Source organism: Gordonia sp. SGD-V-85 (assembly GCF_001456905.1).
GTDB classification, from domain to species: domain Bacteria; phylum Actinomycetota; class Actinomycetes; order Mycobacteriales; family Mycobacteriaceae; genus Gordonia; species Gordonia hongkongensis.
In genome coordinates, this window is sequence record NZ_LNQO01000001.1 from 190194 (window position 1) to 213859 (window position 23666).

Below are 23666 nucleotides of genomic sequence, written 5' to 3' on the forward strand. Positions count from 1 at the left end.
GTAAGGGGGATTGGACGTGATGGTGGGAAGCGAGAAGGCCCTGGGCGCCCAACGCTTAGAACGCAGCTTCTACCTGAACCGCATCTCTTACCCTACGTTGCCCAGGCATTGCCGACAAGGTTGTGCCCACTTCGGCAGCTTCTATGCGGTCTGTTCCTGCCATGCGACGCCTTGACCAGCCGAGGGCCGCTGTGGCTGGACGCCGCCGGGCGACCGTGGTTGGCTGGACTCGGATATGCGTCGAACCCGGTGCGCACATCAGTCCTGTTCTGGATGCGGCACGAGGTCTGCGCATCGATCTCGAGCTGTCTTCGAAGTCTGGTGGTGAGAATGGCGTCGGGTGACCGGGGCGATCACGACGATTACAGTGACGTCCTTCCTTCTCTTCGGGAGATGCACGACGAGAAGGACGACGATCGCCGTGCCCGGCTGCGGGAGGACGTCATCGCGAGGTGCCTGCCGTTGGCAGACCATGTCGCCAGGCGTTTCTCGGAGCGCGGTGAACCCATCGACGATCTGCGTCAGGTGGCGCGGATCGGCCTCATGCATGCCGTCGACCGCTTCGACGTCGAACGCGGCAACAACTTCCTGGCCTTCGCGGTCCCGACCGTCATGGGCGAGGTCAAGCGCTACTTCCGCGACAGCACCTGGTCCATCCGCGTGCCACGCCGGGCCCAGGAGGCGTCGCTCAACATCGCCAAGGCCAGCGAGGAGTTGCTGCAGTCCCTCGGACGGTCGCCGCGCCCGAGTGAGATCGCGCAGCACCTCGGGCTGCCGGTGAGCGAGGTGATCGAGGGCATGGTCGCCCGGTCGGCCTACACGGCGAGCTCGATCGATGCCGAAGCCGGTTCGTCGACCGATGGCTGGACGCTGGCCGACACCCTCGGCGACGAGGACGCGCGACTGGAACTCGTCGAGGAATTCGTCACGCTGCAGCCGGCCCTCGAGCGGCTGACCGAACGCGAGCGCACCATCCTCACGTTGCGGTTCTTCAAGTCCATGTCGCAGAGCGAGATCGCGCGTCAGGTGGGGATCTCCCAGATGCATGTGTCGCGCTTGCTGACGCGGATTCTCGAAACCCTACGGTCCGAGGTCGTCGTCGACGGGGACGACACCGGGAACGAGAACGGTGGCGGTGGATCGCAGGCCGACAGCGAGCGTGCCGCGACGAAGAGCCGCGGCACGCCACGCGGGTTCACGGCTTGAGAATCACCTTGACCATCCCGTCGTCCTTCTTCTGGAATGTCTCGTAGGCTTGCGGGGCCTCGCTGAGCGGTAGTTCGTGGGTGGCGAAGGTGTCGACGCCCAACGGGTCGTCGTCGGTCAGCAGCGGCATGATGTCGTCGACCCAGCGCTTCACGTTCGCCTGACCCATGTGCAGCCGGATCTGCTTGTCGAACATGGTCAGCATCGGCAGCGGGTCGGCCGCGCCGCCGTACACCCCGGAGAGCGAGATCGTGCCGCCGCGTTTGACGATGTCGATCGCTGAGTAGAGCGCGCCCAGCCGATCGGTACCCACCTCCGACATCGCCTTGCGGGCGACGGCGTCCGGTAGAAGGCCGACGACGCTCTGCAGCGCCTTGTTGATCGGCGACCCGTGGGCCTCCATGCCGACAGCGTCGATGACCGAATCGGTACCCAGTCCTCCGGTCAGGTCGCGGATGGCGTCGCCGACGTTGTCGACGGCGTCGAAGTTCACGGTCTCGATGCCGCGGGCCTCCGCGCGGGCGAGTCGCTCGGGCACGCGGTCGACGCCGATGACCCGCGCTCCCTGGTGCGCGGCGATGCGGGCAGCCATGTCGCCGATGGGGCCGAGGCCCAGCACCGTGACGGTTCCGCCCTGGGGGATCTCGGCGTAGGCGGCGGCCTGCCAAGCCGTCGGCAACACATCGGAGAGATAGACGTACCGCGAGTCGGGCTTCTCCAGCGGCACCTTGATGTGGGTGAACTGGGCCTGCGGCACGCGCAGGTACTCGGCCTGCCCGCCGGGCACGGAGCCGTAGAGCTGGGAGTAGCCGAACAGTGCGGCACCCGTCCCCTGTTCGGTGACGCGGGTCGTCTCACACTGCGTCATGAGTCCGTCGTGGCAGAAAAGACACGTGCCGCAGGCGATCTGGAAGGGGATGACCACCCGGTCGCCGACCCGCAGGTCGCCGGTGTCGCTGCCGACCTCCTCGACGATCCCCATCGGCTCGTGCCCGAGGATGTCGCCGGCCTGCATGAACGGGCCGAGAACTTCGTAGAGGTGGAGGTCCGACCCGCAGATGTTGGTCGAGGTGACCTTGATGATGGCGTCGGTGGGCTCGATGATCTTGGGGTCGGGAACGGTCTCGACCGACACGTTTCGCTTGCCCTGCCAGGTGACTGCACGCATTCTCTAGGCCTTTCCGTTGTCGGCTCGACGCTCGTCGCGAATCTCCTCGAGGCGGTCGTCTCGTCCTCGTTCACTCTTTCCGGCGTGTTCCACCGGGAAGTCGTGGAACCGCTCCTCATAGCGTTCGGCTTCCTCGGCGGTGGTCTCGGGCTGGATCGGGTCCTGATGGGCCCGATCGCCGTCGCGGGCTGCGCGACGTCGCAGCAGGACACGGCTGCCGATCAGCAGTCCGATCGCGAGCAGACCCATGACGACGGCGCCGACCGCCAGCCACACCGTCGCATCGCGGTCGGTCGCACCGGCGGCGATGGCGATGCCGGCGAGCACCAGCATGAGTCCGAGGCAGACGAAGCCGAGTAGGCCGACGGCCTTCAGTCCTCGCGACTTTCGTGCCGGGCGCCGGGCGATGGCCTCACGCGACGCGACTTCTCGTTCGGGTGTCAGATCTGGCATGGTGCACTCCCTGCGCTGTCTGGTCGGGGCTCGGTGGCCGGCGTGCTCGACACCGGCCTCGGTGCGGAGGGTTTACCGCGAGCGGCCGACGATGAAACGTCGCCGCGCCGCGACCGCGGTCGTTCATGGGACGGATGGAGACGTGAATCTCATCGAGTCATGATCTGGGTAAACGCTCTGCTAACGTGTCGACACGTGTTCGGGGGGCACGTTCAGCGCGGCAAGGTCCTCCGGCCGCGGTTTGGAACACGGAATCACGGGGCACTCATGACCAGACCAGCCGAGATCGGCACCACCAATCAACGGGCGAAGAAGACTCATTCGATGACCGATTCCGACGCAACGTCCCAGCTATCGATCGACGGCGGTACGCCGACGGTCCTGCGGGTTCCGGCCGCCACCGATCGCCTCGCACTGGTACGCGCTCTGGTCGAGACCGCGCTGTACATCGACGACTGGGCTCTCGACGACGTCATCGACGCCAAGGTGGCGGTGGACGAGATCTGCTCGCAGATCATCTCCGCCGCCGCGGAGGAGTCGTCCATCGAACTGACTCTGCACATGTCGTCGCAGGGCGTGATCGGTGAGATCCGGGGCGAGCTCGTACCGGACGTGACCCTGAAGCAGTCGACCTTCGGATGGCGGATCGTGCAGACCGTCACCGACACCCACACGATCTCCTACGACGAACCGCTCCCGGGTGCCGCCTCCCGCGGCGTCGTCATCGGGTTCTCGAAGTTCCGTCGCTGACCCGGAGCCACTCGTCGCCTGCGGTGTCGTAGGCGACCAGGCCGCGGTCGGCGAACGCGCGCAGCCACCCCTCCATGGGCCAGGTGCCCCATCGCCGATGAAACACCCGTGCGTTGCGGAGGATGTCCGCGAGGTGTTCGACCGGCGGGTTCGAGACCGGATGGTGCTGGTGGTAGGCGTGCGCGCCGCCGACCCAGGCGATGCGAAACCCGTTGTCGCGCGCGGACATCGCGAAGTCCGTGTCCTCGCCGCCGTAACCGCGGTAGCCGGGGTGGAAGCCGCCCAGGGCGAGCCAATCGGTAGCCCGGACGGCGAACGACAGTGACCAGAAGAGCATCAGCTCCGACGAGAGTTGTGTCTGCCCGGCTCCCGGCGACGGACGCGCCGGGTGTGGATCGGTGAACCGGGCGAGCTCGCGCGCATCGAAGGTCGGCTGGTCGCAGGGGAGATAGGTGACCGGGCCGCAGTAGAGGACTTTCAGGCCCGGTGTGGCCGTGCAGGAGCGGAGATAGCGCTCGAGCATGTCCGGGGCGGGGATGCAGTCGACGTCGAGGAACACCAGGAGCGAGGCCCCCGCGGTCATGGCGGCCGTGGCGCCGGCGTTCCGGGCATCGGCGAGTTGCAGGGTGTCCGGGTCGTCGTTGGCGAACCGGATGACCTCCACCGGGTGACCGTCGGTGACGGATGTGATGTCGGGGTCGTCCATGGCCACCACGAAGTGCAGGTCGGGCCGCCGGGTCGAATGGGCGAACGCCTCTAGTTGTCGTCGAAGGTGGCGGTGCCGCCCCGACACGATCGTGATGACGGCGACCACCTCGGGGACGCCGGTCATCGGTGCGCGACCGCCTCGATCGCCCGCGCCGCACGTTCGGCGGCGCCGGCGGTGTGCCACCGCGACCACTCCGGCGACGAACTCCCGGCGGTGTCGAGGATCAAGCGCCAGCGTTCGGTGGACGGCCATGACGACGTGACGAGAGCGAGTTCGGAGCGTGCGAGGGTGTTGCCGGTTGCCCGTTGTTCGGCGAAGGGTCGGTCCTCGGGGATGACCACCGCCGGGCGCCCGGCCGCGGCGGCGTCGGCCACGCTTCCCTGACCCGCGCCGATGACGGTCACCCGCGCACTGCACAGGAAGGGCCACGGGTCGTCGACCCACGTTCCGAAGGCGGGTCCGAGCCCGACGACGGTGTGCTCCGGGAGCTCCTCGCCGAGTGTGGTCGCCGGATGCGGGGCACCCGGTACCCCGCCCGCGCCGGTGACGACGAGGATGTCGGCGGCGAAGGTGGGGTGGGACACGGGGAGTCGTCCGTCGAACCGCGAGATACCGCCGGTGAAGACCGTTTTCGGCAGATGCTCCCGGAGCCAGTCCGGTTGATACAGCTCGGCGGGCCAGGGCGCGATGATCGCATGGGCCGCCCGGTAGGCGAGCTGATGCGGCAGATCGTCGCGAACGCCGGGCTGCGCCGTCACGATCACCGGCACGCCCATCAGCCGGAGGAACAAGGTGACCTCCACCGATACGTCGACGACGACGGCGGCCGGTCGGCGCGTCTCGACGAACTCGGCCAGCTGCGCCATGCGTGTGCGTAGTCCGCCATCGTGCCGTGGTGCCCAGTGCAGCAGGCCGCCGGCGTCGACGTCCCGCGGCTGCGGGTCGGAGTCGTCGCGCTCGAGCGTGATCACCTCGCTGAACACCGGGGCGGTCAGCGACGCGCTGGTCAGCGCGACGACGTCGGTGCCGAGATGGCCGGCGACGGCGGTGGCCCGGGAACAGTGTCCGCGGCCCTGATGGTGGACGTAGTAACCGATCACACCCCGACCTCCCGGGGGAGCGAGGAGTCGGCCAACGGCCGCCCGGCGACCAGATCGGCGTAGATGTCGAGGTACCGATCGATCATCGCGATGTCCGAGCAGTGGTCCTCCGCGCGCCGACGTACGAGGCCCCGGTCGAGGGTGAGCGCATCGTCCACCGCGAGGGCCAGCGCATCGATGTCGCCCGGAGGCACGAGGACGCCGGCGTGCTCGCCGACGATCTCGGGGATACCGCCACGGGCGAAGCACGCCACCGGGGTGCCGCAGGCGAGGGATTCGGCCACCACGAGGCCGTAGGGCTCGTCCCACACCGGGGTCACCAGGGTCGCGCCGCAGGAGCCGACCAATCGCGCCAGGTCGTGCTGGTGGAGGTGTCCCTCATAGTGGACGAGCCCGCCCAGCGACGGGGCGATCTGTTGCTCGAAATACCTTGTGTCGCTGATGGGTCCGGCCAACCGGAGCCGACGACCCGCGCGCTGGGCGGCCTCGATCGCGAGGTGGGCGCCCTTCTCCGGTACGAACCGGCCGAACCACACCAGGTCGTCTCCGCCGGGGCCGGCGGGCCAGCGGTCCAACTGAACCCCGTTGTGCACCACCGGGATATCGCCGAGCACATGCGACCAGGACTGTGCCGTGTGCCGACTGACGGCGACACAACGCGTACCGGGCGCAAGGGTCAGGGCCGACTCGAGCCACGGCGTCGGCGGGGTGTGCAGCGTGGTGACCATCGGGGTCTCGACGGCCGGACCCATGGCGACTGGGAGGTAGTGCAGGCTGTGGTTGTGGATCACGTCGTAGTCGCCGGGGTTGTTCGTGAACGACAGCATGAGCGACAGGTACGCGTGATGATCCTGCAGTGCTTCGAGTTGGGGCATCGACACATCCGAGCGTGCGGCCGCGGAGGGCTCGAACAATTCGCCGCGCAGGCGATCCGAATCGACCGGCAGATCGCTGCCCGCGCCCGCGAACAGCGTGACCTCGTGACCGGCGAGGGTGAGGGCGCGAGTGAGATGCCAGACGTGGGCCTCGAGTCCGCCCGCGAACGGCTGGGCGATCGGGTAGCGGCTCGACGCGACGATGGCGATCCGCAACGTGTCAGGCATCCAGAGCCCTGGTGTAGAGGGCGGCGTGCTGGTCGGCGAGGGACTCGCGTTGCGCGCGCCGGTCGGGCCATGAGGCCGCCGCGGGACGAGCCGAATAGGCCTGTGCCAGGGCAGAAACGAGTGAGTCCGGATCGAAGGTGTCCTCGGTGAACCCGAAGGACAGGCAGTCCTGCTGCTCGCGGTAGTAGCCGCAGCTCGGCGCGATCACGGTGGTACCGAGATCGTGGCAGGCCTCGAGCCACCCGGAGTGGGTTCCGAATCGGTACGGCAGCACCGACACGGACACGCTCCGCAGATAGTCCCACAACTGATCATCGGTGAAGTACTCATGCACGAGCACGCGGGCATAGGGGTGCCGGGAGAGTGCCAGCGCAGTGGTGCCGAAGTCCGGGTTGTACGCGTGCTTTCCGGGGACGAACACCTCGTCGTGCAGGTTGATCTGAACCGTCATGTCCGGGTAGTCCGCGGCCGCCTCGAGCAGGGTCATGATCACCGGCAGCGGATCCATGTTGGCGCGAATGCTCTTGGCGTGCACCCCCACCACGAAGTCGTCGGCGTGCGGCGCGCGCGGACCGAATCGGCCGGGCGGCACGACATGCGGGTGAGGCAGCACGGTCGCCTCGCGCTGCCAGCGGCGCGCGATCTCCCGGGAGACGCCGGGGGTCAGGGTGATGACCTCATCCGCCGCCGGTACGAGGAGGTCCAGGACCTCCTCGTGGCGTCCCGGTTCGGCGTGGTGCGGATTGCGCAGATCGTGCAGCGTGTACACGAGTGGTTTGCCGTGGGTGCGCAGCTCGTCGATCACCTTCGACATCTCGGCCGGCTCGACGGCGTCGAACCCGAAGTGGAGGTGGAAGACGTCGAACTCGTTGTGGTTGCGGGCGATCCACGCGGGGTCGAGCATCAGCGGGGGCCACCAGCCGCCCGGCACCTTGGCGCCGTCGGCCGGAACCGGGTCGGGCAGGCGGACGACCGAGACCGGGCCGGAGTCGAGCCCGCTGACCGTCCCGTTCAGCGGCGACAGGTGGCGGACGTACACATGGGAGTGCGGCACCGACGCGACGCGCACGCGGGTCGCACCGCCCCTCTGCGAACCGAGGCCCGCCGACATCGTCGACAGACCTCGTGTCGTGTTCGACCCCGTTGTCTCGAGGGTTGCTGTTCCGCCTGGCTGCGCACTGCTCACTGCCACATCCGTTCACTAGGGTCGCAACGGCTGTGTTCTCAACCGGGCCTGCACGATCGCGGCTTCGGCGAGCCGCAGATGACTGCCGGTTTCCGGCACCTGTCTCGTGCCGGTCCGGATACCCCGGAATGTCGGCGGTGAAACCGCCCGTGGACGCGATGAACGGTGGTGCGTCGGTGCTACTTCGAGGACGAGGCGTTCTCGTTGTCGGAGCGGTGTGCGTTGAGCAGCAGATGGTCGAACGACTGCCGGACCGGGTCCGGTAGCACCACGTATCGGTGGACGCCGGTGACGATCGACCGCGCGAGCTCGTTCACCTTGACGTTGGCCGTCTGCGAACGCCAACGCATGACCTCGAACGCGCGATCGGCGCTCACGCCGTAGGCCAGCGAGATCATGCCCTTGGCCTGCTCGATGACGCCCTGGTGCTCGCGGAATCGCGCGACGTGCTCGTCGACGCGGTCCTTGACGGCCTTCTCCTCGATTGCCGTCAGATCGAGATAGAACCCCTCGGCGCCGATCACGGCGCCGGATTCGTCGGTGAGTTGCTGCGACACCACCGCGACGTGGCGGACCTCACCTTTGGTGTCGACGATGCGATGACGGCTCGAGAACGGGATCCGGCGGTCGAGCATCGTCGCGAGCAGCTCTTCGAACGACTGCCGGTCGTCCGGGTGCTTGTGCCCCGCGATCAGCTCGGTCGTCGGAGTGACCTCACCGGGCCGGTAACCATGCATCTCGGCGACCTCGTCGGACCACTCCCATTCCTGGGTGTCGAACAAGAACCGGAAGCTGCCGACGTGACTGATACGGGACTCGCCGGCGGTGTGATCGTTGGCGTCTGTCACCCTCACCCCTACAAACCACAAATCAACAGGAATGCCAGCGGTCTCGGGCGAAAGATGAGCTTACCTGGCTGACGCATTTGGCGGGAATCGACCCGGTGCGTGTCCCGGGGCAGGACTCGCGGAGATCGTTTCGGTGCCGTGTCTCGCGGGTATCCGCCGTACTCGCAGGGCCGACGGCGAGACCAGGCCCGACCGACACCGATCTCGGCTACGGCCAGGAGGACGAGAATGAGTACCGACAACGTGGGCGACAGTGCGACAGCGGCATCCGAGGGCATCAACCCCGATCTGACGTCGACAGCCGGTTTCGAGGATCTCGACGAGGACCGGCTCGGTCAGGACCCGCTCGAGGAGGGGATGGACCCGCCCGAGGACTGGTCGGCCAGTGATCGGACCGGCACGACCGCCCGGGAACAGCGGGAAGGCGAGTCCCTCGACGAGAAACTCGACCAGGAGATCCCCGACCCGAACCCCTGACGACGTCCGCGCCCCGGTCCGCGCCGATGTTTCCGCACGCTTCTCAGCGGGCACTATCTCGACCATGAGCGACGAGAACCCCGAGCACGAACCGAAGACGATCTCCTACCCCGGTGAGACCGACGAGATGGGCGAACGCCCCCGGGACGAAATGCGCGACTATCGCGGCCGCGATCTGCTGGCCGGCAAGACCGCCCTCATCACGGGCGGCGACTCGGGTATCGGTCGCGCGGTCGCGGTCGCCTTCGCCAAGGAGGGCGCCGATGTCGCCATCGCCTACCTGGAGGAGGATAACGACGCCCGCCACACGGTCGAGCTCATCGAGGCCGAAGGACGGCAGGCCCGCGCGTACCGCGGCGACCTCGCCGACCCGGCGCACTGCGCCGACATCGTGAAGCGGACCGTCGACGAGCTCGGCGCATTGGACATCCTGGTGAACAACGTCGCCTATCAGGAGATCGTGGACGACTTCCTGGAGCTGACGCCGGAGCAGTGGCGACGCACCTTCGACGTCAACATCGACAGCTTCTTCCACACCACGCGAGCGGCGGTGCCGCACCTGACCGGCGGCGGCGCCATCATCAACACTTCGTCGATCAACGGTCTGCGTGGCAACGACAGCCTCATCGACTATTCGGCGACCAAGGGCGCGGTGCTGGCCCTGACCTACTCGCTGGCGCAGGCGCTGATGGAACGGAAGATCCGCGTGAACTGCGTCGCGCCGGGCCCGGTCTGGACGCCGCTGATCCCGGCGACGATGCCGGCCGAGGCGGTCAAGGACTTCGGCACCCAGGCGCCGATGGGACGGGCGGCCCAGCCCGACGAGATCGCACCGTCGTACGTGTTCTTCGCGGCCGAGCAGCTCTCGTCGTATTACACCGGCGAGGTGCTGGCCCCGATCGGCGGCGAGACGCTGCCGGGGTAGGCCGCCGGGTCAGGGCACCGGCAGCGGCGCCAGGCTGTTCCCGTGCGGCAGCGAGCCGCAGTTGCTCTGTGTCGGGGCACCCGCGAACCGCTCGGTGAGGTACTGCAGTGCCAGCGGTTCGAACGGGAGGAACGCCTCCTGATGGGTCAGGCCGTTGAGCTGCCGGTAGGTGATGTCCACGCCGCGTGAGCAGTACTCGTTCGCCAGGCCGATCACGTCACCGGTGATCATCAGGGTGTCCCCGATCGCGTTGTAGTGGCCCACCGCGAGAAGCATCTTCGTCGACGGGGTGCCCGACCGTCCCATGATGTTGTCGTTGATCGCCCGCACCACCTGCGGCACGTCGAGCAGGCCGGCGTACGGCGGCTTGACCATGTCCGCGCTGGTGAGTCCCGGATACTTCGACGCGAACTCCGAGATGCACTCGTCGCTGACGTCCTGGGCGACCTGTCGGCCGCGGGTCGAGAGGAACGTCGAGGTGTCGAGCCGGTAGGTCCGCTGGTAGGCGACCACGAGCGCCGGGATGACACCCGCCCACTTCGCACTTCCGTTGATGTAGGGCAGGTTGTGCGCGAGGTCCACCGGCAATCCGCCCGCGGCGGCGCCGACGATGTTCAGTTCGGGCGCGTAGCGCGGCGCGACCTCGGCGCCGAACTGCGTGGGGATGGACCCGCCGGAATATCCGACGAGGCCGACCGGGGTCGACCGCGGCAGCCGCAGGAACGACTGTGCGGCGCGGACGCCGTCGAGTGCGGCATAGCCCGACTGCCGGCCGATGGTCCACTGCAGCTTCTCGCCCTCGTAGTCCGGGACCACGACGGTGTACCCAGCGGCGAGATAGCCTGCGATGACGCCTTGTTCGGCGGTTGCGGTGCCGTTGGTGTAACCCCCGCTGAGCGTGTACGACGGATCGCACTGAGACCCGAGCGCGTCGTAGGCCATGTGGTACGAGACCAGGCGCGTCGGGCCCGGGATCAGCGGTCGTAGCACGGTCGCGACCGTCACCACGCTCCCGCCGAACTGGTCGGTGGTGCGATAGAGCACCTGGGAGCCGGTGATCGGGGTGGACATCGTGGGCGTCTGGAACCGCATGGGACGGCTGCGGAGCACCGCTCCGGGAGCCACGCCCGACAGTGAGGCGTTGTAACGGTAGAACGGGTCGGCCGACGGCAGTGGCGAGCCCGGCCCGGGTGCGGCCTGGGCGGGGGGCGTGCCCGCGAACACGCCGAGCAGCACGCCGACGACCACACCGATGACACCCACGCGCAGCCAACTCGTGCGCACCCCGAACGACATGGCTCATCTAAGCACCGAATGGGTGTCTGCGTCAGCGATCGAGCAGGCGGATGTCCGTTTTCGGCTCTGTCACCCCTACGGTGTACGGGTGGGCAGGGCAGGAGTGAGCAGACCGACCAAGATCGCATGGACGGCCCTCGCGGCCGTCGTCGTCGTCCTCGGTGTCGCGGTACTCATCGACCGCGAACCCGCGCCTGCCCCGGCAGACACCGCCGTCGCGGCCGATCTCGTGGTGCGCCCGGACAGCCACCGCCTGACGTCGCCGGAACGTGAGCGGGCGCGTTTTGTCGAGTTCCTCGACTTCGAGTGTGAGGCCTGTGGCGCGGTCTACCCGATGATCGAAGATCTCCGGCGCACCTACGGCGACCGGATCACCTTCGTAGTCCGCTACTTCCCGATGCCCGGGCATCTCAACGCCGAGCGCGCGGCCCGCGCCGTCGAAGCGGCTGCACAGCAGGGCCGATTCGAGCAGATGTACCAGCGCATGTTCACCACCCAGGCCCGATGGGGGGAGCAGCGGGTTCCCGCCGACGACGTGTTCCGTGGTTTCGCGATCGATCTCGGGCTGGACATGACGGCCTTCGACGCCGCGTACGACAGTCCCGCCACGCTGGAGCGGATTCGTGCCGATGTCGCCGATGGGTTGGCCCTGGGCGTACAGGGCACCCCTACGTTCTTTCTCGACGACCAGCGCTTGGTGCCGACCTCCGTCGACGACCTGACCGGAGCGCTGGAACGGGCGGCCACCGGCTGAGGCTACGGGCGGGGGAGACCGTGCGGCACCGACCGGGACTGAAACATGGGATGTTAGGTTGTTTGGGTGTCCGGTCAGATCACCCCACCTCGCCGAACGAGTGAGCTCGTCGTGCAGCGCATGCAGGAGTTGATCGCGGACGGCACCTGGCCCCTGGGCGAACGGATCCCCGCCGAGCCCGAGCTCGTGGCGCAGTTCGGCGTCGGCCGCAACACGATCCGGGAGGCCGCCCGGGCCCTGGAACACGCCGGCATGCTCGAGCCCCGGCGGGGCGACGGCACGTATGTGCGCGGCCGGAGCCCACTCGCCGGTGCGATCGCGCGGACCTCCGCGCCGTCGGAGCTCCGGGATCTGCTCGAAGTGCGACGTGCACTCGAGAGCGAGGCCTCGGCCGGTGCGGCCGCCCGGGGCGAAACCACCGACGTCGAACGCCTCCGGCTGTTGCTGGCGCGCACCGAGGGCGCGATGGCCGACGGTGATCTGGATCGATACACCGAGGCGGACATCGCATTCCACGCCGAGCTCGTCGTCGCGTCCCGCAACGCGCTGCTCATCGCGATGTACGACGGAATCGCCGAGGCGATCGCCCGTACTCATCCGTCGGTCTTGCGACGTCCGCTGGCCGAGCAGTCGCACCCGCGCGGTCATCGAGATGTCGTCGACGCGATCGAGCGCGGCGACGCCGACGCAGCGCGCGCGGCGGTGTACGCCTACGTCGACTCCACCGAGGTGGGGGGATGAGTGCGCAGGCTCTGTCCACGCGCGAGAAGTCCGCCGTCGGGGTCATCGTCACCGCGGTCGGAGTGATGTTGGTCGCCGCGAACCTGCGACCGGCCGTGGTGGCCGTCGGACCGCTCATCGGCGTGATCTCCGATGACGCCGGCTTCAGCAGCGCCGTCGCCGGTCTGCTGACCGCGCTGCCGGTGCTGTTCTTCGGGGTCTCGGCGCCGGTGGCTCCCCGTCTGGCCAACCGGTTCGGAATCGAACGGGTCATCTTCGGGGCCCTGCTCGTGTTGATCGTCGGCATCCTCGTCCGGCTCATCCCGTCGCCGGCCGCCCTGTTCGGGGGTTCGGCGGTCATCGGCGCCGCCATCGGCACCTGCAACGTCGTGCTCCCGGCGCTGATCAAACGCGACTTCGCGCACCGCTCCGGGCTCATGACCGGCCTCTATTCGATGACTCTCTCCGGCGGGGCGGCGGTCGCGTCCGGGGTGAGCGTGCCGATCAACGACGCACTCGGCGGGGACTGGCGGCTGGCGTTGGCCGCGTGGTCGCTGCTCGCGGTGGTCGCCGTGGTCGTCTGGATTCCGCAGCTGCCGCTGGTTCACCGGGTGACCTCGGCGGCGCCGACATCGTCGTTGCTGACGAACCCGATCGCGTGGGCGATCACGGTCTTCATGGGCACGCAGTCGCTGATCTTCTACACGTTCGTGGCCTGGCTGCCGCAGTACCTCGTCGACGACGGCATGTCGCCGTTGCGGGCGGGTGCGGTCCTGGCGTCGGCGCAGGTGGTCGCCCTGATCATGTCGCTGGTCGCGCCGATCGTCGCCGGCCGCTTCGCCGGTCAGCGGGTGGTGACCTTGTCGGTGATCGCGGTCTGCGCCGTCGGCTTCGTGGGTCTGCTGAGCACTGATGTCTGGCCGGGATTCTGGGCGGCCTGTGTGATGGTCGGGCCCGGTTCGTCGATCAGTCTGGCCCTTCTCTTCATGGTGCTGCGCAGCTCGGGATCCGAACAGACGGGCCAGGTGTCCGGGATGGCGCAGTGCGTCGGCTACCTGGCGGCGGCGGCCGGCCCGATCATCATCGGCGGCATCCATGACGTCACCGGCTCGTGGACCCTGGCCATGGCGGTGCTCGGTCTCGTGCTGGTGCCCCAGGCCCTCTCCGTCCTCGGCGCCGCCAAGGACGTCAAGATGACCGGCTGACGAGGTCTGCGCCGGGCCCCGGACGATTCGTCGCACAGCCGGTATCGGTCAGCCCTGACCGCTAATCTGTCGCCATGCATTGTGTGGTCGTGGGTGGGGGACTGGCCGGACTGGCGTCGGCGGTCTGGCTGTCGGAGGCGGGGCAACGCGTCACCCTGCTCGAACGGCGGGGTTCACTCGGCGGACGCACCATCTCGATGCCGCTGCACGCCGTCGACGACGTGCCCGACAACGGGCAGCACGTCTTCGCCAGCGGGTACGAGCACCTCATGCGCTATCTGGACAGCGTCGGTACGCGGGAGCACGTGGCCTTCCCGGGTCACATGACGGTCCGGATGCCCGGTGGGTCGACGCGCCGATCGGCGTTCACCGGCCTGCCCGGACTGCGGGCCGCACTCGGCGACCTGCCCGGGGTGACCGGCCTCGACCGGTTGCGCACGGCGCGTGCGCAGATCAGGTTGATACGGCAGGCATTTCGGCAACCCGACTGGCTCGACGAGGTCACCGCCGACGAGTGGTTCCGTCGCATCGGACTGCCGCAGTCGGCCCGGGATGCGTTGTGGGACGGCATCGTCATCGGTCTCACCGGCGACAAGCCCGACATCTCCTCGGCCAAGGTCCCGGCCGATCTGCTCGTCACGGGAGCCCGCCGGGCGCGGGAGACGCGTACGCCGATCTCGATCGGGTATCCCACCGTCGATCTCGACACGTTGTTCATCGACGGCGCCGAGAAGCGCTTCGCCGACGCCGGTGTGGAGGTCCGACACCGGGCGGTGGTCTCGTCGATCGACGTCACCGACGGGACGGTGAGCGGGGTGACGCTGGCCGACGGCGAGAAGATCGCAGCCGATGCCGTCATCTGCGCGGTACCGGTGTGGAGCGTGAAGGGTCTGCTCGACCAGGTGCCCGGGCACGAGCGGATCTATCGCGCCGTCGAGAACCTGACCCCGGTGCCCATCGTCAGTGTGAACCTCTATCTCGACCGCTCGATCGGGATGACCGACTGGGGCGAGATCCTCTACGGCGGTGAGGGAGTGCTCGAACAGGTCTGGGACCGCCAGCGCATGCACGGGCGCGAACCACGCGACAACTACTTCTACTCGACGACGGTGTCGGCGTCCTACGATCTGATCTCGAAGACGAACGCCGAGATCACCGAGATCCAGATGGACATGCTGCGCCGCTACTTCCCGCAGGCGGCGAACGCGCAGGTGGTCCACAGCCACGTGGTCCGGATGCCGAAATCGACCTTCGCGCAACGACCCGGGACCGCCGGCCTCCGCCCAGACCAGCGCACCGAGGTCGACGGCCTCGCCCTCGCCGGTGACTGGACCCGCACCGACTGGACCACGACGATGGAGGGCGCGTGTCAGAGCGCGGCGCGGGCCGTCGACATCATCCTGGAGTTCGCCCGGCTCGGTTGAGTCGAGGACTTTCTCCGCGGCGCATACCAGCATGGTTGCGGGGGTTTGTCGTCCCTGGCAGGGTGCACATATACGGCCGTTTCCCGAAGGGCGTGCAGAACTCCGCGCCGCGGACGCCGTACCTCGCGACGCGTCGTCGTGCGACGGTCGCGCACAACACAATCACCTTGCCTGCCGCCGGGGCAGAACTGCTCCGCGAGCGGCCCGCCGGATGAGGGAAAGGATCGTTGCGATCGTGGTGACTCACACAGCAGCCAGAACTCCAGAAGCCGCCGATGTCTCGCCCGGCGCGCAGTCGACGAGCACACCCGTCGACGTCTACCGCACCCGGCTCGCGCAGCGCAGCCAGATCGAACCGCGCCCACACAACACCGTGTGGGGGAGCATGGGAAACCCGGGCCCGCTGTCCGCGCCCGAACTCCGGCACTATGCCGATCGCGGATACCACACGGAGACAAACATTCTCTCGGACGCCGACATCGCCGACTGCCTACGCGAGGTGGAGTCCATCACCGAGCGGCTCGGCGACGACGATCGGGTGATCCGCGAATCATCGAGCGGGCAGGTGCGATCGCTGTTCGCGGTGCATCAGCTCAGTGACGTCATCGCCGAGATATGTTCGCGTGAAACGATTGCCGGGGTGGCCCGGCAGATCCTCGACGACGACGTCACGATCCACCAGAGCCGCATCAACCTGAAACCCGGGTTCGCGGGCGGTCCGTTCTACTGGCACTCGGACTTCGAGACGTGGCACGCCGAGGACGGCATGCCCGCCCCACGTGCGCTGAGCGTCTCGCTGGCCTTGACGCCGAACCACACCACCAACGGTCCGCTGATGATCATCCCGGGTTCGCACCGCCGGTTCGTCAGCTGTGTGGGCGAGACACCTGATGACTACCACCGGGAATCGCTGACGTCGTATCGGCCGCCATTCGGGACACCGGAGGAGGAGGATGTCGCGAGCCTCGCCGACGAACTGGGCATCGACACGATCACCGGCCCCGCCGGGTCCGCACTGTATTTCGACTCGAACTGCCTGCACGCGTCCGGCGGGAACATCACGCCCTTCCCGCGCAGCAATCTGTTCGTCGTCTTCAACGCGAAATCGAACGCCCTCCGGGCGCCGTTCGGCGGGACCGCGCCACGCCCGGATCATCTGGCGCACAGGTGAGTTCGTCGTCCCCTGCTCCCTGAGGTGTGAGCGGCACGGCCCTGCTCCTTAATCCGAGAGAACGACTTGCCCCCTGCTCCCTGAGGAGCGCCCGGAGCTTGCGGAGGGCGCGTCACGAAGGGTCTTCGCAACCCGACTCACCAGGACCCTTCGTGACGGCCTCCGCAAGCTCCGGCCTCCTCAGGGAGCGGGGGTGGCCGCGCCCTCCGCGAGCTCTGGGCGCTCCTCAAGGAGCGGAGGGGTCACGGGTGAACGACCTTCAGAACCCCGTCGACGAGCCCAGCTCTGGGGCCGGCCCGGCGAAGTAGTGCTCACCGTCGAAAATGGCCGGCAGGCCGGCGGCCAGGTAGGTGCCGATGCCGGGCTGCTCCAGCTCGGTGAAGAGCGGATTGCGCTGGAGGACACCTGATTCGACGACCTTGTCAAAAGTCCGGTAGCGCTCCCAGAGCACGGAGTTCTGCGCCAGCGCGGCCTCGACCTCGGCAGACGTGTGTCGCGCGAACCACGCCGCGAACAGCGGTGTGAGGACACCGCGGTGAATGTACCGGTCGTCCTCCCTGGCGAAGTCCGCTCCCAGCGCCCGTTCGACGGCCGCGACCGCCTCGCTGGTCCCGGTCATCTCGACCAGCCCGCGGAAGTGACGCGGGGTCAGCGCGACGAGCATGAACCGGCCGCCGTCGCCGGTCACGAAATCTGTTCCGTACGTGCCGTATACGTCGTTCCCGGTGGCCGGTCGGGTGCCGCCACTTAGCTGCGGTTCGGTGAGATATCCGAGCGTCCCGGCGATGGCGAGAGCGGTGTCCTCGAGGGGCAGGGTGATCTGCGCCCCCACCCCATTCTGGTCGCGGCGCCGGACAGCGGCCGTGATCGCCAATGCGGCATAGAGGCCACACGCGACATCCCACGCCGGCAGTACATGATTGACGACGCCGGCGTAGTAGGTGGGGCCGGTGATCGACGGGAATCCGAGTGCCGCGTTGACCGTGTAGTCGACTCCGGGAGTGCCGTCGGTCCGGCCGAGCAGTTCCAGGGTGATGACGTCGGAGCGCCGCGCCGACAGCGTCTCGTGACTCATCCACGACCGTCCGCCCGCATTGGTGACCAGGATTCCGCCGCCCGGCCCGCTGTCCGTGACGAGATCCTGGATCATCCGCTGTCCTTGGGGGTCACGGAAGTCGACGGTAGCGGACTTCTTGCCGCGGTTGAGTCCGGTCCAGTAGATCGAGTTGCCGTCATCGGTGACCGGCCAGCGGTTGACGTCGGCGGCCCCACCGATCGGGTCGACCCGGATCACCTCGGCGCCGAGCTGCGACAGGGTCAGGCCGCACAGCGGTGAGGCGACGAAGCTCGACACCTCCACGATGCGGAGGCCTTCGAGCGGACGGGGATGCGAGCTCATGCGCGGAAACTCCTGGAGTGTGGAATGGGGGATTCGGCAGACGATCAGGCCATCAGGACGCGGAAACGCCAGTCGAGGACCTCGCGATCGGAGTCGTCGCCGTGTGCGACGACGGTGGAGCGCAGGCGCAGGACGCCGCCGCCGGCGGCGAGCGGCGTCGCCTCCTCGACGAGGATCGTCGAACTGAGGGTGTCGCCCTCGTGCACCGGTCCGGTGTGGTCGCACGAGTCCCAGCCGGTCACCGTCACCAGGTTCGGCAGCGCCCGGTTCGCCTGCGCGAGGGCCAGTCCGATGGTGTGCCCGCCGTAGACCAACCGACCGCCGGCGGCCGCACCGGCCACCCGCTCGTCGTGGTGCGTGGCTGCGATGTTCAGCGAGAGCCGGGCGAGTTCGGGTGCGCTGGACACCACGTCGGCGCTGGAGGAGAAGGCCCGTCCGGCCAGTTCGGGTGAGAAGTGCTGTCCACGTGCGGATTCGCGGTAGGCGGCGAGGTCAAATTCGGGAATGACGGGTTCCGCGTCGATTCCCGGTCCGATGGTGCTCAGGTCGTCCGCGTGCACGGTCCGCCCGGGATCGGCGTCGGGTGACAACGGCAGCATCGCGCACCGGTAGAAGTCGAGGACGGTGACGCCGCTCTGATCGGTGGTGACCATGTGCAGCGCGGCGAGCCCGGTCGGCGTACGTCCTGGCTTCGGTGTGTTCTCCCGCAGCCCGACCACTTCGGTGACGGTCGTCAACGTGTCGCCGATCCGGGGGTGGCTCAGGAACCGCAGGCCGCGGTAGAAGAGGTTCGCCTTCACGTGGTGGGTGGCCAGCGTGGATTGACCGATCGCGACGTCGGTGACCAGGCCGGGATGGGCGAGGACGCCACCCACCACGCGATCCGAGAGATGGGCGTCGAGCGAAAGTCGAAGGCGGTCACCGAGAATTGCTTGGTGCGTCGCGGCGAGACCGGATGTCAACGTGAGCGACGGCGCGTCGTCGAACAACTGTCCATGGGACAGTTCGTCGAAGCACGGGCCGCCCACGGCGATCGGCTCGGACGCGCTCATTCGGACGCAGCCTTGGCGAGGACGCGCCGCGCGGACACGGCGAGCGCCTCGTCGAGCATTCGGCCGTCGAGCTCGGCCGCACCGGCACCCGCGGCGGCTGCCTGCTCGAGTGCGTTGAGCACCCGTCGAGCGTCCTCCACGGCGGCGGCGTCCGGGGTGAAGATGTCGATGGCGGACTGCAGTTGAGCCGGGTGGATCACCCAGGTGCCGTCGAAGCCGAGGTCGCGGACCCAGCGCTTGGAGTCGCGGAAGGTGTCGTCGTCGGCGATCGTCAGATGCGGTCCGTCGATGACGTCCACGCCGGCCGCGCGCGCGGCAAGCAACACCGAGTCCTGGACGACGTGCCACGTCTGCATCGGCAGGCCGGGGCTGCGTCCCAATGATGCGGCGAGATCGGCGTAACCGATGAGGACGGCATCGAGCCGGTTCGTGGCCGCGCAGATGGCGCCGGCGTCACGGATGCCGCGCGGTGATTCGAGCAACGCCTGCAGGCGGACCGGCGCTCGGCCGAGCTGCTCGTCGGCCGACCGGAGGTCGGCGGGCGAGTCGGCCTTCGGCAGCACCACCGACGTCAGGTTCGGCATCTGGGCGCAGGCGGCGAGATCGGCGCCGGCCCAAGGCGTGTCGATCGCGTTGATGCGCAACGAGATCGCGCGGTCGGCGCCGAACTCGGCGACCAGGTCGGCGGCCGCCGCGCGTGCGGAGTCCTTGTTCGCCGGGGTCACCGCGTCCTCGAGGTCGAGCACGACCTCATCGGCGATCGAAGCCAGCGCCTTGCGGGCCTTGCGGTCGTCGGAGGCGGGCGCGACCAGGACGGCTCGTCTTCTCTGCACGGTTGCTCCAGGGGTCGAGATCAAATGTGCGGCCATATGTGATGCCTTTCCGGTTGTATCAGACCGCGCCGAGCTATGGGAAGTGTTGACAGGTGCGGAGGGGATCGACAAAATGGCCGTACAAATCTGGCCGTAGATCGTAGGGGCACCGTCATGAGCTCGCTTTCCGCCGAAGAGACATTTCTGGTCGACACCGTGCGCTCCTTCGTCGACCGAGAGGTGAAGCCGTCGGTCCAGGAGGTCGAGCACGCCAACGAATACCCCGAGAAGTGGATCGACCAGATGAAGCAGATCGGGATCTACGGTCTCGCTGTGCCCGAGGAGTTCGGTGGCTCACCGGTGTCGATGCCGTGCTACGCGCGGGTCACCCAGGAACTCGCGCGCGGGTGGATGAGCCTCGCCGGTGCGATGGGCGGGCATACCGTCGTCGCGAAACTGCTGACGCTGTTCGGCACCGACGAGCAGAAGCAGCGCTATCTGCCGCGGATGGCGACCGGCGAACTGCGCGCCACCATGGCGCTCACCGAGCCGGGTGGCGGCTCCGATCTGCAGGCGATGACCACCGTGGCGAAGACCGATGGCGACGAGTTGGTCATCAGCGGCGCGAAGACCTGGATCAGCAACGCACGGCGCTCCGGCTTGATCGCCCTGATGTGCAAGACCGATCCCGGCGCGCAGCCGCGGCACAAGGGCATCTCCATCGTGCTCGTCGAACACGGTCCGGGACTGACCGTCTCGCGCGACCTGCCCAAGCTCGGCTACAAGGGTGTCGAGAGCTGCGAACTGTCCTTCGACGGCTATCGTGCGCCACGGTCGGCGATCCTGGGCGAGGTTCCCGGCCAGGGGTTCGGCCAGATGATGAAAGGGCTGGAGACCGGTCGTATCCAGGTGGCGTGCCGCGCATTGGGGGTGGCGACCGCGGCGCTGGAGGACTCGCTCGCCTACGCGCAGCAGCGGGAGTCGTTCGGTCAGCCCATCTGGAAGCACCAGTCGATCGGCAATTACCTGGCCGACATGGCGACGAAGCTCACCGCGGCGCGTCAGCTGACCTGGCACGCGGCCGAGCAGTACGACAAGGGTGAGCGCTGCGACATGGAGGCGGGGATGGCCAAGCTCTACGCCTCCGAGGTGGCGATGGAAATCGCCCTGAACGCCGTCCGCATCCACGGTGGTTACGGGTACTCCACCGAGTTCGACGTCGAGCGATACTTCCGGGACGCGCCCCTGATGATCGTCGGCGAGGGCACCAACGAGATCCAGCGCAACGTCATTGCGGCGCAACTCGTGTCGCGCGGCGGGATCTGAGCGGCACGCCGTCGTCCGGCGGGAGAGTGGGTTCCATGCGCGAGTCCGAGCAGTCCGCACCTGCGTACAAGACGCTGGCCGCGGAATTGCGCGCGCAGATCGTCGCGGGCAGATACGCCGGCGGTGTGCGGCTGCCGACCGAATCCGAGCTCTCCCAGGAGTACGGGCTCAGCCGGCAGACCGTCCGCCGCGCGTTCCTCGAACTCGTGACCGAGGGCTCGGTGTACCGCGTGCCCGGCCGGGGAACATTCGCGACCGAGACCGCGGGTCAGTACCTGCGCCAGCTGGGTTCGATCGAGGACCTCATGAACCTGTCGACGGACACCGAGATGCAGGTGATCGAATCACCCTCGCGTCGCGTGGATCTCGAGGCGGCCGGTCGCCTGAGACTGGACACCGACGTGGTGTACCGCATCGTCTTCCAGCGATTCCACGACGGCGTCCCGTTCGTGGTGACCACCGTGTGGTGGCCGGAGTCGGTCGCACGCCTCGTGATCGACGCCCCGGAAATCGAGACCGGAGCGCGGAGTGATCACACGATTATCGGCCTGCTGGAACCTCACCTGGTGCACCCGATCGAGGAGTGTGCGCAGTCGATCACCGCCACCGTCGCCGATGCCGAGACCGCCGCCCGGCTCGGATGCCCGGTGGGGCACACGGTGCTCCGGGTGGACCGGTTGTACACCGATTCACGCGGCCGGGCAGTCGAACTCGCGGTCAGCCACTTCCTTCCCGAGCACTACACGTATCGGGTGACGCTCCGTCGCACCGCCGACCCGCGGCCGGAGTGAGCCGGCGCCCTCTGCTCCCTGGCGAGCGCGACCCCCTGCTCCCTGAGGAGCGCGACCCCCTGCTCCCTATCCGAAAGAACGACATAGCCATTGCTCCCTGAGGTGCGAGGAGCGCAAGCGACGAGCCACGAAGGGCTTGGCGACGTATCTCACCAGGACCCTTCGTGACGGCCTCCGCAAGCTCCGGCCTCCTCAGGGAGCAGTTGGTGGCTCGCGGGGACTCGAGTTAGCACTTTTTACATCAGCCCCGAGCCGGGAGGGGTTGCTCCTCCGGCACATTCGACGATCCGCGACGCGAGGGGATGGTCAGTGTGATCGCCATGCCGACGAAGGCGGCGGCCGCGGCGACGAGGAAGCACCAGGTGAACGTCGACTGGTCGGGCACCTCGGTGCCGCCGAGCGAGATCGTGGCACTGGCCAGGATCAGTGCCATCACGGCGGAGGCGACGGTGGTGCCCAGCGAACGCATGAGTCCGTTGAGTCCCACGGCGGCACCGGCGTCGGTGGCCGGCACCGATCCCATGATCAGGGTCGGCATCGCCGCGTAGCCGACCCCCACACCGATGGCACACACGATCGAGGCCAGCATCAGCTTCCAGGCCGCGTCCATGAGGAAGAAGGCGAGCAGGTAGCCGCATCCCAGGATGGCGGCGCCGATCGCCAGGGTGATCTTGGCGCCGATCCGGTTGATGAGGATGCCCGAGATGGGCGCGAAGATCATCATCATCAGTCCGCCGGGCGCCATCCACAGCCCCGCGGCCAGAAGCGACTGTCCCAGACCATAACCGGTGGCCTCCGGGAGGCGCAGCAGCATCGGCAGCACGATGGACTGGGCCATCATGCCGAAGCCGATCGCCGCGGCGGCGATGTTGGTCAGCAGGACGGCGGGCCGTGCGGTGGTGCGCAGGTCGACGAGCGGCTCACGCTGTCGCAGTTCGAAGAATCCCCATCCGATCAACACCAGGATTCCGCCGATACCGAGTCCCAGTGTGGCGCCGGACGTCCAACCCCAGTCGTTGGCCTTCGAGACGGCGATGAGGAAGGCGGACAGTCCCACGGCCAGCCCGATCGCGCCGGGGATGTCGATGCGGCCGCCCGCGGCGTCGTTCACGCGCGGGACCAGGACGAGGACTGCGACCGTGACGAGGACGCCGAGACCGGCTGCCACGTAGAACAGGGCGTGCCAATCCCAGGTCTGCACGATCCAGGCCGCCAGCGGTAGGCCGATCGCACCGCCGACGCCGAGCGTGGCACTCATTGCGGCGACGGCCATCGAGGTGATCCGGGGCGGGGTGATCTCGCGGATGAGGCTCATGCCGACGGGGATGAATCCCATGGCCAGACCCTGCACGCCGCGTCCGATGATCAGCGGGATGAGCGAGTCGCCCAGCGCGCAGATCAGCGAACCGAGGGTGAGCAGTACCGCACTCACCAGGAGGACCCGCTGCTTGCCGAACATGTCGCCGAGGCGTCCGGCGATCGGCATGGCCACGGCGGCGGCGAGCAGGGTCGCGGTGATGATCCACGATGCGTTGCCGATCGATGTCCCGAGCAGACGGGGCAGGTCGGGCTGGATCGGGATGATCAGCGTCTGCATCAGCGAGGCGACCAGGCCGCCGAAACACAACACCACGACGCTGCCGATCGCGCCGGCGGGTGCCTTCTCGACGGCGTCGGACGCGTCGTCGGTCAGCTCGGGCGCGGAACCTCGTACTTGGCTCATGGGGAGACCTCCTTCGAGGTATGCAGCATACATATGTAATGTACACAAGCAAATCGGACAGTAGATTG

General features: G+C 68.1%; 23 protein-coding genes. 11 read left to right on the forward strand and 12 right to left on the reverse strand.

What is annotated here, in order from left to right; genetic code table 11:
* Positions 1-330: 330 nt before the first annotated feature.
* A complete protein-coding gene (locus AS181_RS00860; RefSeq protein WP_058249725.1) occupies positions 331-1206 on the forward strand; it encodes an RNA polymerase sigma factor SigF in 876 nt (291 codons plus the stop codon).
* On the opposite strand, the gene AS181_RS00865 is transcribed toward AS181_RS00860, so the two are convergent.
* A complete protein-coding gene (locus AS181_RS00865) occupies positions 1196-2374 on the reverse strand; it encodes a zinc-dependent alcohol dehydrogenase (protein ID WP_058249726.1) in 1179 nt (392 codons plus the stop codon). The genes AS181_RS00860 and AS181_RS00865 overlap by 11 nt on opposite strands.
* Positions 2375-2377: 3 nt before the next feature.
* Positions 2378-2827: a hypothetical protein gene (locus tag AS181_RS00870; RefSeq protein ID WP_058249727.1), complete on the reverse strand. Its 450-nt coding sequence runs from the start codon at positions 2825-2827 to the stop codon at positions 2378-2380.
* Between the two features lie 324 nt (positions 2828-3151).
* Between AS181_RS00870 and AS181_RS00875 the strand changes: the two genes are divergently transcribed.
* The gene (locus AS181_RS00875; protein WP_058249946.1) at positions 3152-3577 is read left to right on the forward strand and encodes a hypothetical protein; all 426 of its coding nucleotides are present in this window, start codon (positions 3152-3154) and stop codon (positions 3575-3577) included.
* On the opposite strand, the gene AS181_RS00880 is transcribed toward AS181_RS00875, so the two are convergent.
* From AS181_RS00880 to AS181_RS00900, 5 genes are all read right to left on the reverse strand, one after another.
* Positions 3549-4409, reverse strand: coding sequence for a glycosyltransferase family 2 protein (locus AS181_RS00880; RefSeq protein ID WP_058249947.1), 861 nt, complete (start codon positions 4407-4409; stop codon positions 3549-3551). The two genes, AS181_RS00875 and AS181_RS00880, sit on opposite strands and share 29 nt — an antisense overlap.
* On the reverse strand, positions 4406-5386 hold the full coding sequence (locus AS181_RS00885; RefSeq protein ID WP_058249728.1) for a hypothetical protein: 981 nt from the start codon (positions 5384-5386) through the stop codon (positions 4406-4408). The genes AS181_RS00880 and AS181_RS00885 overlap by 4 nt, the downstream gene beginning before the upstream one ends.
* Positions 5383-6489, reverse strand: a complete 1107-nt coding sequence (locus tag AS181_RS00890; RefSeq protein WP_058249729.1) for a glycosyltransferase family 4 protein — start codon at positions 6487-6489, stop codon at positions 5383-5385. The genes AS181_RS00885 and AS181_RS00890 overlap by 4 nt, the downstream gene beginning before the upstream one ends.
* Complete coding sequence (locus AS181_RS00895) at positions 6482-7600, reverse strand: glycosyltransferase (RefSeq protein WP_058249730.1); 1119 nt, start codon at positions 7598-7600, stop codon at positions 6482-6484. The genes AS181_RS00890 and AS181_RS00895 overlap by 8 nt, the downstream gene beginning before the upstream one ends.
* A 254-nt stretch (positions 7601-7854) precedes the next feature.
* Positions 7855-8523, reverse strand: a complete 669-nt coding sequence (locus tag AS181_RS00900; RefSeq protein WP_058249731.1) for a PAS and ANTAR domain-containing protein — start codon at positions 8521-8523, stop codon at positions 7855-7857.
* A gap of 228 nt (positions 8524-8751) precedes the next feature.
* Here AS181_RS00900 and AS181_RS00905 point away from each other — a divergent pair, with 228 nt between their 5' ends.
* The gene (locus AS181_RS00905) at positions 8752-9000 is read left to right on the forward strand and encodes a hypothetical protein (RefSeq protein ID WP_058249732.1); all 249 of its coding nucleotides are present in this window, start codon (positions 8752-8754) and stop codon (positions 8998-9000) included.
* A gap of 64 nt (positions 9001-9064) precedes the next feature.
* Entirely contained in the window at positions 9065-9925 is an 861-nt protein-coding gene (locus AS181_RS00910) for a glucose 1-dehydrogenase (protein WP_058249733.1), read from the forward strand.
* Between the two features lie 9 nt (positions 9926-9934).
* Here AS181_RS00910 and AS181_RS00915 read toward each other — a convergent pair whose 3' ends face one another.
* Positions 9935-11221 (reverse strand): lipase family protein, encoded by a 1287-nt coding sequence (locus AS181_RS00915; protein ID WP_058249734.1) that lies wholly within the window; start codon positions 11219-11221, stop codon positions 9935-9937.
* Positions 11222-11324: 103 nt separating this feature from the next.
* On the opposite strand from AS181_RS00915, the gene AS181_RS00920 reads away from it, so the two are divergent.
* The 5 genes from AS181_RS00920 (at position 11325) to thpD (ending at position 16495) form a co-directional block, all read left to right on the forward strand.
* Positions 11325-11975: a DsbA family protein gene (locus tag AS181_RS00920; protein WP_058249735.1), complete on the forward strand. Its 651-nt coding sequence runs from the start codon at positions 11325-11327 to the stop codon at positions 11973-11975.
* 66 nt (positions 11976-12041) lie between these two features.
* The gene (locus AS181_RS00925; RefSeq protein ID WP_082652830.1) at positions 12042-12716 is read left to right on the forward strand and encodes a FadR/GntR family transcriptional regulator; all 675 of its coding nucleotides are present in this window, start codon (positions 12042-12044) and stop codon (positions 12714-12716) included.
* Entirely contained in the window at positions 12713-13900 is a 1188-nt protein-coding gene (locus tag AS181_RS00930) for a CynX/NimT family MFS transporter (RefSeq protein WP_058249736.1), read from the forward strand. Before AS181_RS00925 ends, AS181_RS00930 begins: the two co-directional genes overlap by 4 nt.
* Positions 13901-13974: 74 nt before the next feature.
* The gene (hpnE, locus tag AS181_RS00935) at positions 13975-15324 is read left to right on the forward strand and encodes a hydroxysqualene dehydroxylase HpnE (RefSeq protein ID WP_058249737.1); all 1350 of its coding nucleotides are present in this window, start codon (positions 13975-13977) and stop codon (positions 15322-15324) included.
* Between the two features lie 235 nt (positions 15325-15559).
* Positions 15560-16495 carry an ectoine hydroxylase gene (gene thpD / locus AS181_RS00940; protein ID WP_058249738.1) on the forward strand — a complete coding sequence of 312 codons (936 nt, stop codon included), beginning with the start codon at positions 15560-15562 and terminating at the stop codon, positions 16493-16495.
* A gap of 259 nt (positions 16496-16754) precedes the next feature.
* Here the strand turns inward: thpD and AS181_RS00945 are convergent, their stop codons facing one another.
* From AS181_RS00945 to AS181_RS00955, 3 genes are read right to left on the reverse strand one after another with little or no spacing between them, the layout of a single operon-like run.
* On the reverse strand, positions 16755-17894 hold the full coding sequence (locus AS181_RS00945) for a CoA transferase (protein WP_058249739.1): 1140 nt from the start codon (positions 17892-17894) through the stop codon (positions 16755-16757).
* A 44-nt stretch (positions 17895-17938) separates the two neighbouring features.
* Complete coding sequence (locus tag AS181_RS00950) at positions 17939-18946, reverse strand: MaoC family dehydratase (protein WP_058249740.1); 1008 nt, start codon at positions 18944-18946, stop codon at positions 17939-17941.
* Positions 18943-19815: an HpcH/HpaI aldolase/citrate lyase family protein gene (locus AS181_RS00955; RefSeq protein ID WP_058249741.1), complete on the reverse strand. Its 873-nt coding sequence runs from the start codon at positions 19813-19815 to the stop codon at positions 18943-18945. The genes AS181_RS00950 and AS181_RS00955 overlap by 4 nt, the downstream gene beginning before the upstream one ends.
* Before the next feature lie 117 nt (positions 19816-19932).
* On the opposite strand from AS181_RS00955, the gene AS181_RS00960 reads away from it, so the two are divergent.
* Positions 19933-21084, forward strand: coding sequence for an acyl-CoA dehydrogenase family protein (locus AS181_RS00960; protein ID WP_058249742.1), 1152 nt, complete (start codon positions 19933-19935; stop codon positions 21082-21084).
* A 35-nt stretch (positions 21085-21119) separates the two neighbouring features.
* Positions 21120-21875, forward strand: a complete 756-nt coding sequence (locus tag AS181_RS00965) for a GntR family transcriptional regulator (protein WP_058249743.1) — start codon at positions 21120-21122, stop codon at positions 21873-21875.
* A 241-nt stretch (positions 21876-22116) separates the two neighbouring features.
* Here the strand turns inward: AS181_RS00965 and AS181_RS00970 are convergent, their stop codons facing one another.
* A complete protein-coding gene (locus AS181_RS00970; RefSeq protein ID WP_058249744.1) occupies positions 22117-23598 on the reverse strand; it encodes an MFS transporter in 1482 nt (493 codons plus the stop codon).
* Between the last annotated feature and the right edge of the window lie 68 nt (positions 23599-23666).